At 43.3% G+C, this 13,750-nt stretch carries 13 protein-coding genes; 5 read left to right on the forward strand and 8 right to left on the reverse strand.

All coding sequences use genetic code 11. The annotated features are described in order from the left end of the window. Nucleotides 1-90 precede the first annotated feature (90 nt). Nucleotides 91-291 carry a hypothetical protein gene (locus H7968_RS08110; RefSeq protein WP_227395658.1) on the reverse strand — a complete coding sequence of 67 codons (201 nt, stop codon included), beginning with the start codon at nucleotides 289-291 and terminating at the stop codon, nucleotides 91-93. A gap of 197 nt (nucleotides 292-488) precedes the next feature. On the opposite strand from H7968_RS08110, the gene H7968_RS08115 reads away from it, so the two are divergent. Further along, on the forward strand, nucleotides 489-1,124 hold the full coding sequence (locus tag H7968_RS08115) for a YktB family protein (RefSeq protein WP_227395659.1): 636 nt from the start codon (nucleotides 489-491) through the stop codon (nucleotides 1,122-1,124). A 57-nt stretch (nucleotides 1,125-1,181) separates the two neighbouring features. Here the strand turns inward: H7968_RS08115 and H7968_RS08120 are convergent, their stop codons facing one another. Next, entirely contained in the window at nucleotides 1,182-1,454 is a 273-nt protein-coding gene (locus H7968_RS08120; protein ID WP_227395660.1) for a UPF0223 family protein, read from the reverse strand. A gap of 168 nt (nucleotides 1,455-1,622) precedes the next feature. On the opposite strand from H7968_RS08120, the gene H7968_RS08125 reads away from it, so the two are divergent. Continuing rightward, nucleotides 1,623-3,092 (forward strand): aminotransferase class I/II-fold pyridoxal phosphate-dependent enzyme, encoded by a 1,470-nt coding sequence (locus tag H7968_RS08125; RefSeq protein ID WP_227395909.1) that lies wholly within the window; start codon nucleotides 1,623-1,625, stop codon nucleotides 3,090-3,092. 167 nt (nucleotides 3,093-3,259) lie between these two features. Here H7968_RS08125 and H7968_RS08130 read toward each other — a convergent pair whose 3' ends face one another. From H7968_RS08130 to H7968_RS08155, 6 genes are all read right to left on the reverse strand, one after another. After that, complete coding sequence (locus tag H7968_RS08130) at nucleotides 3,260-4,111, reverse strand: polysaccharide deacetylase family protein (protein ID WP_227395661.1); 852 nt, start codon at nucleotides 4,109-4,111, stop codon at nucleotides 3,260-3,262. A gap of 408 nt (nucleotides 4,112-4,519) precedes the next feature. Beyond that, on the reverse strand, nucleotides 4,520-5,929 hold the full coding sequence (lpdA, locus tag H7968_RS08135; protein WP_134372113.1) for a dihydrolipoyl dehydrogenase: 1,410 nt from the start codon (nucleotides 5,927-5,929) through the stop codon (nucleotides 4,520-4,522). Nucleotides 5,930-5,933: 4 nt separating this feature from the next. Beyond that, on the reverse strand, nucleotides 5,934-7,268 hold the full coding sequence (locus tag H7968_RS08140) for a dihydrolipoamide acetyltransferase family protein (RefSeq protein WP_227395662.1): 1,335 nt from the start codon (nucleotides 7,266-7,268) through the stop codon (nucleotides 5,934-5,936). Nucleotides 7,269-7,376: 108 nt separating this feature from the next. Next, nucleotides 7,377-8,354 (reverse strand): alpha-ketoacid dehydrogenase subunit beta, encoded by a 978-nt coding sequence (locus tag H7968_RS08145; RefSeq protein ID WP_134372117.1) that lies wholly within the window; start codon nucleotides 8,352-8,354, stop codon nucleotides 7,377-7,379. A 3-nt stretch (nucleotides 8,355-8,357) separates the two neighbouring features. Further along, nucleotides 8,358-9,470, reverse strand: coding sequence for a pyruvate dehydrogenase (acetyl-transferring) E1 component subunit alpha (pdhA, locus tag H7968_RS08150; RefSeq protein WP_227395663.1), 1,113 nt, complete (start codon nucleotides 9,468-9,470; stop codon nucleotides 8,358-8,360). 396 nt (nucleotides 9,471-9,866) lie between these two features. Then, nucleotides 9,867-10,517, reverse strand: coding sequence for a YkyA family protein (locus H7968_RS08155; RefSeq protein WP_227395664.1), 651 nt, complete (start codon nucleotides 10,515-10,517; stop codon nucleotides 9,867-9,869). A 175-nt stretch (nucleotides 10,518-10,692) separates the two neighbouring features. On the opposite strand from H7968_RS08155, the gene def reads away from it, so the two are divergent. The 3 genes from def (at nucleotide 10,693) to rnjA (ending at nucleotide 13,439) form a co-directional block, all read left to right on the forward strand. Beyond that, the gene (gene def / locus H7968_RS08160; protein ID WP_227395665.1) at nucleotides 10,693-11,247 is read left to right on the forward strand and encodes a peptide deformylase; all 555 of its coding nucleotides are present in this window, start codon (nucleotides 10,693-10,695) and stop codon (nucleotides 11,245-11,247) included. Nucleotides 11,248-11,558: 311 nt separating this feature from the next. Continuing rightward, nucleotides 11,559-11,768 (forward strand): DNA-dependent RNA polymerase subunit epsilon, encoded by a 210-nt coding sequence (locus tag H7968_RS08165; RefSeq protein ID WP_134372125.1) that lies wholly within the window; start codon nucleotides 11,559-11,561, stop codon nucleotides 11,766-11,768. A gap of 3 nt (nucleotides 11,769-11,771) precedes the next feature. Beyond that, nucleotides 11,772-13,439: a ribonuclease J1 gene (gene rnjA, locus H7968_RS08170; RefSeq protein WP_134372127.1), complete on the forward strand. Its 1,668-nt coding sequence runs from the start codon at nucleotides 11,772-11,774 to the stop codon at nucleotides 13,437-13,439. Nucleotides 13,440-13,750 lie beyond the last annotated feature (311 nt).

Here is a 13,750-nt window from a genome sequence, read left to right on the forward strand (position 1 = left end):
GAAAACGGCTAAATTCAGCAAGGCTAAGACGAACGCTTTTGTAAAAGCGTTCGTCTTAGCCTTGCTGAACAATAACATCCTTTAAGTTTTTCATGCGATAAAACCATTGAGATCGAGGAGTTCGCGACGGATGGAAAAGAGTTTATCTTTTGCCCGGTCCATAGCTGCTCTGTCCTCATTTTCCATTGCTTCAAAAAGCACAGCCAGTTCGTAATCCAGTTCCATGCGAAGCACAGCCAGTCTTTCCTGTTTGTAGTCTCTTTTTCTTGTTACCTGGATGACCTGTTTCATGCCCATGCACTCCTCTCTCTTTTTGATCTTCTTTACAGCATCTTATTCAGTACACTTCAGTTTATTCACGGTGAATGCCTGTGCTAGAATAAATTTAATCTTTGCCTGACAGGCTGGTCCGTTAATTTTATTATAGCCATAATTCAGACAACTCAAACTGCCAGTTTGTTTTTGGAGCATATAACGGAGGTTTTTTCATGAAAACTGCATTCACAGAAAAAGAATTTGATGTCTTTCTTACTCCCGGTCTTGATGAAAGAATGGAGTTAATAAGAGAACGTATTCAGCCTGTATTCAGATCACTCGGAGAAGAGCTGGTGCCATACCTGGAGCGGGAATTGGACGAAGAGCTTTATCTTCATATTGCTAAACATGCCAGACGGTCTGTCAATCCGCCAAAGGATACGTGGATGGCCGTCTCACCTAATAAACGGGGCTACAAAAAATTACCGCACTTCCAGGTTGGATTATGGGATGACCATCTGTTTATCTGGGTTGCATTTATTTATGAGCTTCCTGAAAAACAGAATATCGCGAGGGAAATGATTGAATCATTTGACCAGGTCGTAAAGATTTTACCTGAGGATGGATGGATTTCAGTAGATCACACGAAAAAAGAGGCGAAAAAAATAAGCGAAATGAATGAAGGAGATTTTCTTCACGTGCTTGAACGGTTTGAAAACATTAAAAAAGCTGAGTTTCTTGCCGGGAGAAGAATTAACAAAGAGTCTGACATTGTGTCAGATCCTGATCAGCTCATTCCACTCATTAAAGAAACATTTAAAGAGCTGATTCCTTTGTACAAGCTTGCGCTGACTGCCCAGCAGAAATAAATAAAACGGCCGGTTACCCGGGACTCACATAAGTGAACCCATGTAACCGGCCGCTTTTTATTTCATCGAAAAGTTTTGTCCCGCTTCCGTTTCACGGGCTTTTTTTTGAGCCCGGTAAATTGAGTAACCGCTCATTTCGCTAAATTCCCTGTCTATGGTTTTTTCTTCTGACTTTGAGGGAACAATCTCTTTAAACCGTCTGTAAAGGGTCATAAAGTCATCACGGTTGACCGATTTCTCGTAAGCTCTTTCCACTGCTCCATAAAACTTAACAGCGTCAACGATCTCCTCTGTCGACCAATCCATTGAAATAGGGTATTGATATTCCATTTTTCACGCTTCCTTTCAAAAACACCCGCAGAGATTTATTTTCATTTACTGCAGGAAATGCTATAATTCTTCTGTTGTCTATAAGGTAACAATACCCTTAATGAGGTGAATATTCAATTGTCTAGCACACCTTCATCACTATTAAATGTACTTCGTGAAGACCGTACACTGACACAGTATGATACGCCGCTCTTTACAGGACTGAAAAAGCATAGTGAACGAAATCCAGTACAATTTCATATTCCAGGCCATAAAAAAGGTGCAGGCATGGATTCGGAGTTCAGAGAATTTGCTGGAGATAATATATTATCAATTGATTTAATTAATATTGCACCACTTGATGATCTGCATCAGCCAAAGGCGATGATTAAAGACGCACAGGACCTTGCTGCCAAAGCATTCGGTGCTGACCATACATTCTTTTCTGTTCAGGGAACATCAGGCGCAATTATGACGATGGTCATGAGCGTATGTGGTCCCGGCGAAAAAATCATTGTTCCACGAAATGTTCATAAATCGGTGATGTCCGCGATTGTTTTTTGCGGTGCGATCCCGGTGTTTGTTCATCCGGAAGTAGATAAAGAACTTGGTATCTCTCACGGTATTACACCTGAGTCCGTTTCACACGCACTCGAACAGCACCCTGATGCAAAGGGTGTACTGGTGATTAACCCGACTTATTTCGGGATCGCAGCGGACCTGCGTGAAATCGTGAAAATAGCACATGCAAACCACGTTCCGGTTCTCGTTGATGAAGCACACGGTGTCCATATTCATTTCCATGATGAACTTCCTGTTTCAGCCATGCAGGCGGGAGCAGATATGGCTGCAACAAGCGTTCATAAACTTGGCGGGTCCATGACACAAAGTTCTGTTTTGAATGTAAAGGAAGGGCTTGTTTCTTCTAAAAGAGTTCAAACGATCTTAAGCATGCTGACAACCACTTCCACCTCCTATCCCCTTCTTGCTTCTCTGGATACAGCGAGAAGACAGCTGGCTACGGAAGGAAAAGAGCTGATTGATCAGACAATCAGACTTGCTGAGTCTATTAGAGAAAGATTATCCGGCATCGAACAGATCCGCTGCATCGGGAAAGAAATTCTCGGTACACCCGCAACGTTCGATTACGATCCGACAAAGATCATTATTTCTATTAAAGAGCTTGGTATCACAGGCTATCAGGCAGAGCTCTGGCTGCGAAAGAATTTTAATCTCGAAGTTGAGCTTTCTGACCTGTATAACATTTTATGTATCGTGACGCCTGGAGATACGGAGCATGAAGCGTCTATTCTGATCGAAGCCATGCATGCACTGTCGATTGAATACAGACACGGTAAAGACTTTGATATCCCTGAAGTGATGCTTCCCGATATTCCACTGCTGGCACTCAGTCCACGTGATGCTTTTTATTCTGAAACAGAGCTCTTACCTATAGAAGAGACTGCCGGCAGAATATGTGCTGAATTTATTATGGTCTATCCTCCAGGAATCCCGATTTTTATTCCGGGTGAAATTATTACGGAGGAAAACCTGAATTATATCCATGAAAATATAGCAGCAGGACTTCCTGTACAGGGTCCTGAAGATGAAACACTTAAAAAACTGCGCGTCATTAAAGAACATCGCGCTATTAAATAGAAAACAAAAAGAGACTGACATTTTTTCATCAGTCTCTTTTTCCCCTTTTTATTCATGACGGACACTTAATTGCGTCGCTAAGCCGTTTCACTTACTCCCATCCCCATATGTTTGTAAGCGCTTCCCTGCTATTTTAACCCAAATACCTGAAAGATACAACAGCTTTTTTAGCGGTCAATCCCTTTAATTAACACAGGGTCCACAATGTCATATCCTTTTCCGCGAAGTCCATCCACGATACCGGGTAACGCTTCATTCGTCCATTCCCGATCATGCATCAGCAGGTTCGCTCCGTTTGTCAGAAATTCTGTATTGACCATGATATCCTGTAAAGCGGCTGCATGTTGATAATCCGCTTCCCAATCATATCCGTAAGTCCAATTCATCAGCACCATACCTTCTTGTGCAGCCAATTGTTCACTGAAGTCAGTATTGGCACCAAACGGAGCCCTGAAAAAGACAGGACGTTCCCCAATAATTTCTTCAACGCGATCACTTAATGATACGATCTCTTCACGCTGTTCCTCTTCTGTAAGATCTCTCAGATTCGGGTGGGAATATGTATGATTACCGATCGGGAAACCAAGTTCATGAATTTCCTTCAGCATCGCTTCCTCTTCCGGCGTATCAAGAAAATGCCCATTTACAAAAAAGATAGCAGGTGCGTCTTTCTCTTTTAACGTATGAGCCATTTCAACTGCATACTGATCAGGTGCATCATCAATCGTTAAAAGAACGACGTTGGATGGCGCATCACTTAAAGGTTCTACAGTCCAGATCGCTGGATTGATCTCATATTGAGGTTCAGTCATTTCCGGTTCTTCCTGTAAAGCTTCTGTTTCTTCAGGAGCTTGTTCTGTCTGCTCCGTTTGTTCCCCGGCAGATTCGACGTCTTCTGTCTGCACTGTTTCGAGTGCTTCTTCGGATGTGTTTGTTTCTTCTGTTGTGCTTGCTTCTTCTGAACTGCAGGCTGCTGTGAGCAGAACTGCCGTTACGGCTGCAGGGACTAAATATTTCAACTGTAACCTCACCTTTCCAATATGTATAACCCAAGTGTAGCATAGATTTTACTTTCATTTCCGGTGGAATTTAATTCAGTCTAAAAAGTCGGGCTGTGCCTATCCTACGCTTTCCGTGGCCGGGCGGTGAACCCCTTGTGCTCCGCACAATGGTTTCACCTGACCCTTTCCGCCACAGGAGTCTTCGGATAGGCCCAGCCCTTGTTGTTATTAATATACTTCCTTGTTGAATTATCGAACTAGATGACGGGAAGTTTGTACGTCCCCGCCCGTCGGAGCTAGACAAAGGAAAGCGAAGGGGACGACCGAACCGGTTATTCTTCGGACACTTATAATTACGCATTATCTTCATTGAAGAGATATTAAAAACGGGACAACCCGTGTAAGGGTTGTCCCGCTGGTGTTACATTATTTTACGATGTGGATTGGTGTTCCAAGGGCTACTTCTGCAGCTTCCATTGAAATTTCACCTAATGTCGGGTGAGCGTGGATTGTCATTGCAACGTCTTCAGCTGTCATGCCAGCTTCGATTGCAAGACCAAGCTCTGCGATAATATCAGAAGCACCGTCACCGGCAATTTGAGCACCGATGATCAGGCCGTCTTCCTTGCGTGTCACAAGCTTAACGAAACCTTCAGTCTGGTTAAGTGCAAGTGCACGTCCGTTTGCAGCGAATGGGAATTTTGAAGCTACTACTTCAATGCCTTCTTCTTTCGCCTGAGCTTCGTTGTATCCGACTGTTGCCAGTTCAGGATCCGTGAAGCATACTGCAGGGATTGCAAGGTAGTCAACTTCAGACTTCTCGCCGCCGATTACCTCAGCTGCCACTTTACCTTCGTAAGAAGCTTTGTGAGCAAGAGGTGGTCCGTCTACGATATCTCCGATTGCGAAGATATTGTCAACGCTTGTACGGCACTGCTTGTCAGTTTTGATTACGCCACGGTCAGACATTTCAATACCAAGCTGATCAAGACCGATTTCATCTGTGTTTGGACGGCGTCCTACTGTTACAAGAACGTATTCAGCGTCTACAGATACTTCTTCACCTTTCGCTTCGTACTTAACCGTTACGCCGCTGTCTGTTTCTTCAACGCCTTTAGCCATTGCTTTTGTAATGACATTAACGCCTTTTTTCTTAAGTCCTTTTTTAACAATCGTTGTCATCTGCTTTTCGAATCCGCCAAGGATATCGTCAGCACCTTCAAGAATTGTTACTTCAGTACCCATGTTTGCATAGGCTGAACCAAGCTCAGTTCCAATGTATCCTCCACCGATGACAACAAGGCTCTTAGGAATATCCTTAAGCGCAAGTGCACCTGTAGAATCAAGAACGCGGTCTGAGAACTTGAAAGATGGGATTTCGATTGGACGCGATCCTGTTGCAATGATCGCATTTTTGAATTTGTACGTCTGAGCAGAGCTGTCATCCATTACGCGAACTGTTTCGTTATCAACGAAGTAAGCTTCGCCGCGTACGATTTCAACTTTGTTTCCTTTAAGAAGTCCTTCAACTCCACCAGTAAGCTTTTTCACTACACCGGCTTTCCATTCCTGAGCCTTCTCAAAGTTAATTTTAACGTTCTCAGCAACGATACCCATATCGTCTGAATGCTGAGCCTGCTCATAACGGTGACCGATTGTGATCAGCGCTTTTGATGGGATACAGCCGACATTTAAGCAAACACCGCCAAGGTTTTCTTTCTCGACGATTGTCACTTTTTGTCCAAGCTGAGCTGCACGGATTGCAGCTACATATCCTCCGGGACCTGATCCAATGACGAGAGTATCTGTTTCAATAGGGAAATCTCCAACTACCATGGTTTTACGCCTCCATTAGTAAAAGTTCTGGATCGTTCAATAAACGTTTGATGTGGTTCAACGCATTTTGAGCCGTTGCACCATCAATCATACGGTGATCGAAGCTCAATGATAATGCTAACACAGGAGCGGCTACAATTTCACCATTTTTTACAACAGGTTTTTCCGCAATTCGACCAATTCCGAGGATTGCAACCTCAGGATGGTTGATAACCGGTGTAAACCACTGGCCTCCGGCAGATCCGATATTTGTGATTGTGCATGATGCACCTTTCATTTCATCACCGGACAATTTACCGTCACGCGCTTTACCAGCGAGCTGGTTGATTTCATCAGAAATACCAAATACAGATTTGCGATCAGCATTTTTAACAACTGGTACAACAAGACCTTTTTCAGTGTCTGCAGCGATACCGATGTTGTAGTAGTGCTTCTGAATGATTTCCTGTGCTTCATCATCAAGTGATGTGTTCAGTACAGGGTACTCACGCAATGCAGAAACAAGTGCTTTTACCACGTATGGAAGGAATGTCAGCTTGATGTCTTTTTCAAGCGCGATTTCCTTGAACTTCTTACGATGTGCAACAAGCTTCTCAACATCTACTTCATCCATAAGTGTTACGTGAGGGGCAGTGTGCTTAGAGTTAACCATTGCCTTAGCAATTGCTTTTCTCATTCCGCTCATCTTCTCACGTGTTTCAGGGAAGTCACCTTCAGGTACAGAAGGAGTTGATTTCGCTGCTTTTTCTTCTTTTTGCTCAGCAGGCTTGTCTTCAGACTTCGCTTCTGCCGGTGCAGCAGTATCACCTTTCAAATAAGAATCGATATCTTCTTTTGTGATACGGCCATTTTTACCTGAACCTGATACGTAGCGGATATCCACATCGTTATCTCGTGCATATTTACGCACAGAAGGCATTGCAATAATGCGACGGTCTGGATCTACGTCTTCAGCAGGTTTTGCTTCAGCAGCAGGCTCTGATTTTTCCTCTGCAGGCTTATCTTCTGTCTTTTCTTCCTGCTTAGGCTCTTCTTTTTTCGGCTCTTCCTTCTTATCGTCATCATCACTGTCAGAACCTTTGAATTTAAGGTCCTCATAACCAGGCGCGTCAAATTTGATGAGCGTGTCGCCTACTACCGCAACGCTTCCTTCTTCAACAAGAATTTCTTCTACTGTTCCTGCAACAGGAGAAGGAATCTCAACTACCGCTTTATCGTTTTGCACTTCACAAAGTACATCGTCTTCTTCTACCTTGTCTCCGACAGCAATGAACCATTTTACAATTTCACCTTCGTGAATTCCTTCACCAATATCAGGTAATTTAAATTCAAATGACAATGTCTTCAACCTCCTGCTTAAATTAATTTTTAAATGTATATCGCAGATCACACGTTGGTGATCATTTCTTTATGGAAAGGGAAAACGGAGAATGGATCTCCGTTTCAATTAAAACTCAAGTACTTTTTTAGCTGTAGCTACTACATCTTTAACGTTTGGAAGCCATACTGATTCAGCCTGAGAGAATGGGAACACAGTATCTGCTGCTGCTACGCGCAGAACAGGTGCTTCAAGGCTTAAAATGGCACGGTCGTTGATTTCAGCTACAACGCTTGCTGCAATACCAGCCTGCTTTTGTGCTTCCTGAACCACGATTGCACGGTTTGTTTTTTCAACAGACTTGATGATTGTTTCGATATCAAGCGGCTGAATCGTACGAAGGTCAATAACTTCAACTGAGTGACCATCTTTTTCAAGCTGCTCAGCTGCTTTCAATGATTCGTGAACCATTGCACCGTACGTTACGATTGTAAGGTCAGTACCTTCGCGCTTAACATCCGCTTTTCCGATTTCGATTGTGTACTCTTCTTCAGGTACATCTTCACGGAATGAACGGTAAAGCTTCATGTGCTCAAGGAAGATAACCGGATCGTTGTCGCGGATTGCAGAGATCAGAAGTCCTTTTGCATCCGTTGGCGTTGAAGGAATAACTACCTTCAGACCAGGCTGCTGAGCCATCAGACCTTCAAGGCTGTCTGCGTGAAGCTCAGGCGTGTGTACGCCTCCTCCAAATGGAGAACGGATTGTGATTGGAGAGCTGTATTTGCCGCCGCTGCGGTAGCGCATACGTGCCATCTGACCGCTCACTGCATCCATTACTTCGAATACGAATCCGAAGAACTGGATTTCAGGAACTGGGCGGTAGCCTTCTAATGCAAGTCCGATTGCAAGGCCGCCGATACCTGATTCTGCAAGAGGTGTATCGAATACACGATCTTCCCCGAATTCTTTCTGAAGACCTTCAGTCGCACGGAATACGCCTCCGTTTAAACCAACGTCCTCACCAAACACAAGTACATTTTCATCATTTTTCAGTTCTGTGCGGAGAGCGTCTGTGATCGCCTGAATCATCGTCATTTGTGCCATGGCTTATTTCGACTCCTTCTCTTTATAAATTTCATATTGTTCTTTCAGGTTAAACGGCATTTCTTCGTACATAATGTCCATTAGTTCCGTAACCTTCTGTTTTGGTGTATCATCTGCTTCTTTAATTGCAGCTTTGATTTCTTCTTTTGCTTTTTCGATTACTTCGTTTTCTTTCTCTTCATTCCATAGTCCTTTTTCTTCAAGGAACTTACGGAAGCGAACTAGTGGATCTTTCTTTTCCCACTCAGTATCCATATCATCCGTACGGTAACGGGTTGGATCATCACCAGCCATTGTATGTGGTCCGTAACGGTAGCATAATGTCTCAATCAGTGTTGGACCTTCACCTGCAACGGCGCGGTCACGGGCATCACGAGTTGCTGCATAAACAGCCAGCGGGTCCATTCCATCAACAAGGATACCTGGAATTCCGGCAGAAACTGCTTTCTGAGCAATCGTTCTTCCTTTTGTCTGCTTATCACGTGGTGTAGAGATCGCAAACTGGTTGTTTTGAACGACGAAAATCGCTGGTGCACCGTATGCTCCCGCAAAGTTGATTCCTTCGTAGAAGTCACCCTGTGAAGAACCGCCATCACCTGTGTATGTAATGGCTACTGCTTTTTTACCGCGCTTTTTAAGACCAAGTGCGATTCCGGCTGTCTGAATATACTGTGCTCCGATAATAATCTGTGGAGGCAGTACGTTAACGCCTTCCGGAGAGTTGTTTCCTTTGAAGTGTCCACGTGAGAACAGGAATGCCTGTGCAAGCGGCAGGCCGTGCCAGATGATCTGAGGAACGTCACGGTAACCCGGAACAACCCAGTCTTCCTTTTCAAGTGCATAATGAGAAGCGATCTGTGACGCTTCCTGTCCCGCAGTCGGCGCGTAGAAACCAAGACGTCCCTGACGGTTAAGAGAAATAGAACGCTGGTCAAGAATACGTGTATAAACCATGCGGCTCATTAATTCCTGAAGCTGCTCATCACTTAAGTCAGGCATTGCATCTTCGTTAACGATTTTCCCTTCTTCATCTAAAATCTGGAACATCTCAAATTTGTCTTCGATTTGCTCCAATACTGTTACAGCATCAAATGGAGTCTTCTTTTTAGAAGCCATTCAGTCCACCTATCCTTTCGGGTTTGTTTGATCTTTCGTGCCAGGCGTTTCGCCAAAAAACACAATTACTTTTTATTTTTCCACAAATCAGGCCGCAGAAAACCTAAACGGTTAAATTTGTTCCTCTGTACTATTTTACGCCTGATTCGGAGTAATACAACTTAACTCACGATTTAAAGTTTACATGAGAGTATTATTGACGTCAACGATAAAGTGCTATGTGAATTCCCGCACTTATTTTCCCAGTTAAAAACAATCCTATTTAACATCTGTTTCACCAAAACCAAAAAACTGTACTAGTATAATCGAACACTTTCATTTCTGTTATATGTCTAATTTTCTCCTCCAAATCGGAATATGCAACTAAATATGACAATATAAAAAGAGCAGGTCTCCCTACTCTTCTGTTTCGATTTCAGCCATCTCATAAAATGCTGACTTCAGTTCGTTGTATTCTGTTGTCGCTTCATTAAAAGCATCGTTCAGTTCGATAATCGCGGAATTCTGTTCATTTACAAGCGTGATCTGATTTTCCAGCTCTTCAAGCTCAAGGTCTTCCTCTTTAAGCATATTATAAAGTTCGCGGTTCAATTCAAGGCTCTCTGTGTAAGCTGCCGATAAGTCCTCATGCAGTGCATAACGCTCGTTCATCGTTTCAACCATTGATTTAACATGGTTTTGCAGATCTTCAGTCTCTAAATCTTCAATGAGCGGTTCAACGTCCTGAAAGACTTCAGATGACTGGTTCACAGCTTCCGCTTCAGCGTTCAGCTGCTCTTCTCTTTCATCAAGATTGGCCAGCGCCTCATCAGCCAGTTCACTCACTGTTTCAAATTCTTCCATGCTTAAGGCCATGATTTCATTGTATAGCTCCTGCTCAGCTGCCTCAAGTTCTCTTAATTCATTCTGCGCCTGAACATAACCTTCTTCTTCTGTCACAGCGCTTTCCAGTATTTCACCTATCTCTTCTTCAGCCTGCGAACCGAAAACACAGCCGCTTAAAAATATTGAAGACACGCAAAGAGTGCTGAATATGTATGTTTTCACGAATTGTAACCCCCTCAATTGATAACAATTAATATCATATAGATGATTCCCTTAAACTTCAATCCCTTTTGAGCGACTTTCCTGTTCTGATAAAGCCACTGGCGTTTTTTGTTTACACGAAATCTGATATGATTAGGAACAGGCTGTATAAACACGCACAGGAGGATAAAACAATATGATTACAATGGAAGATATCGTTAGAGACGGACATCCTGTTCTTCGTCAAAAAGCAGAAGAAGTCTCCCTTCCGCCCAGTGAAGAGGACAAGCAGACACTGCTTTCAATGCTGGATTACATTAAAAACAGTCAGGATCCGGACATTGCCGAGAAATATGGGCTGAGACCAGGGATCGGACTTGCAGCTCCGCAAATCAATGTATCTAAAAGGATGTTTGCCCTGCACCTTGAAGACGGGAGTAACCGCACATATAGCTTCGCCTTATTCAACCCGAGAATCGTCAGTCATTCTGTCGAGAAGGCTTACCTGACTTCCGGAGAAGGCTGCTTATCTGTTGATGAAAATATTCCCGGATACGTCGTGCGCTATTCCCGCGTGACAATTAAAGGATTTGATCAGGATGCCAAAGAAGTAAAGCTGCGTTTAAAGGGGCTTGCTGCCATTGCTGCGCAACATGAGATGGATCACCTGAATGGCATTATGTTTTATGACCATATTAATAAGAAGGATCCTTTTTTCGAACCAACTGATGCAGAACCGCTTGAAAGATAGTATTTACGGAATTCATTACATGGTCTTGTCAAGAACCTTATCTTTACAGATTGCCTGAACAGAGGTATGATATAGGTAAGGAGTGATCCGCGATGTTGAAGAAGCTTAAACGAAAGCTTGCACGACAGTGGAGAGACATGCTGCGTAAAAAGACAATTGCCTGAGTCCCTGTAAGCCCTTCATTTCAGGAGGGCTGTTCTTTATGTTCAGGGAAAGGTTATGTAAAAGCTGGTTATACTGATAAATGAAATGATAATAAGAGCGGAATTTTTCCGCTTTTTAGTACTTTATATAGAAGGAGAGAATAAAAAATGATTTTTAAAGTGTATTATCAGGAAGAAGCAACAGAGGTGCCAGTAAGGGAGAAAACAAAGGCAATCTATGTTGAGGCAGAGACTGAAGAAGAAGTACGTAAAAAACTAAGCGGACGTAATTACAATATTGAACTTGTTCAAAAGTTAGAGGGCAAATACTTGGAATATGAACAAAACCATGAAAATTATCGTCTGGAACAGCTTTAATAAATGAAATTTGTAAAAAATGACCAGACCGCTGTGTTTGCCCTCGGCGGACTGGGTGAGATCGGAAAAAACACGTACGGCGTTCAGTTTCAGGATGAAATTATTCTGATTGATGCCGGTATTAAATTTCCTGAAGATGATCTTCTTGGAATCGACTATGTTATCCCTGATTACACGTATTTAGAAAAAAATGTGGATAAAATCAAAGGACTATTTATTACCCATGGTCACGAAGATCATATTGGCGGAATTCCATACTTACTCCGACAGGTTAACGTTCCTGTATACGGTGGTAAGCTTGCACTGGGCCTTCTTAAAAACAAGCTGGAAGAGCACGGACTGCTTCGTACAACAAAACTTCATCCAATTGGCGAAGATGATGTCATCAAGTTCAGAAAAACAGCCGTGAGCTTTTTCAGAACAACGCACAGTATTCCGGACTCCTATGGAATTGTTGTGAAAACTCCTCCAGGTAACATTGTTCATACCGGAGACTTTAAGTTTGATTTCACACCGGTTGGAGAACCTGCCAACCTGACGAAAATGGCTGAGATCGGAAAAGAAGGTGTCCTTGCCCTTCTTTCAGACAGCACAAACAGTGAAGTACCGAACTTCACGCTTTCAGAACGTAAGGTTGGAGACAGCATCGATAATATTTTCCAGAAAGTGAACGGAAGAATTATTTTTGCTACGTTTGCATCTAATATTTACCGCCTTCAACAGGTCACGGATGCTGCTGTGAAACACGGCCGTAAGGTAGCTGTTTTCGGCCGGAGTATGGAAAATGCGATTAACATCGGACATGAACTCGGCTATGTGAATGCACCAAAAGATACGTTTATTGATGCACATACGCTGAACAGACTTCCGTCAGACAAAGTCGTGATTCTTTGTACTGGAAGTCAGGGTGAACCAATGGCAGCTCTTTCAAGAATTGCAAATGGTACACACCGTCAGATTCAGATTATTCCTGGGGACACGGTTGTCTTTTCATCATCACCGATTCCTGGAAATACCATCAGCGTAAACCGGACGATTAACCTTCTGTATCGCGCAGGAGCCGATGTTATTCACGGTTCACTGAACGACATCCATACGTCAGGTCACGGCTCTCAGGAAGAGCAGAAGCTGATGCTGCGTCTGATTCAGCCAAAATTCTTTATGCCGATTCACGGTGAATACAGAATGCAGAAGATGCACGTAAACCTTGCTGTTGACTGTGATGTTCCGGAGGAAAACTGTTTTGTCATGGAAAATGGGGATGTTCTTGCACTAAGCAGTACAGAGGCATCGGTTGCAGGTAAGATCCCATCCGGAAATGTATACATTGATGGCAGCGGAATTGGTGATATCGGAAATATCGTTCTTCGCGACAGAAGAATTCTTTCTGAGGAAGGCCTTGTCGTTGTCGTAGTCAGCCTGAACCTGAATGAGCACAAAGTTGTTTCAGGACCTGACCTGATCTCCCGCGGATTTGTTTATATGAGGGAATCCGGCGAACTTATTCACCAGGCGCAGTATTTGCTCCAGAAGCATCTGAATAAGGTGCTTTCGAATAAGACGAGCCAGTGGTCTGAGATTAAGAATGAAATTACGGATACGCTTGAGCCTTTCCTTTATGAAAAGACGAGACGCCGTCCGATGATTTTACCGATTATTATGGAAGTATAAAAAAGGGAGACTGCTCACAATGCAGTCTCCCTTTTTGAATTTAAATAACCGGGGAGGTTCGCATCCTCCGCTTTCCGTGGCCGCGCGGTGAGCCAGCTAGTGCTTCGCACTACGCTGTCTCACCTGTCGCTCCTCTGCCACAGGAGTCTGCGGATGCGAACCTCCCCTCATTTATAAATAACAATATTTTAAAATGGTAATTAATTGGAATAAATCACTTAAAACAGATTTAATACGCTAACAGCATTGCCGATCCATTAACCCAAAAGGCTTCAAATGTCACTTTCATGAAACAAGGAGCCTAAAAATAC

The organism is Jeotgalibacillus aurantiacus, from assembly GCF_020595125.1.
In the GTDB taxonomy this organism is placed as follows: Bacteria; Bacillota; Bacilli; order Bacillales; family Jeotgalibacillaceae; genus Jeotgalibacillus; species Jeotgalibacillus aurantiacus.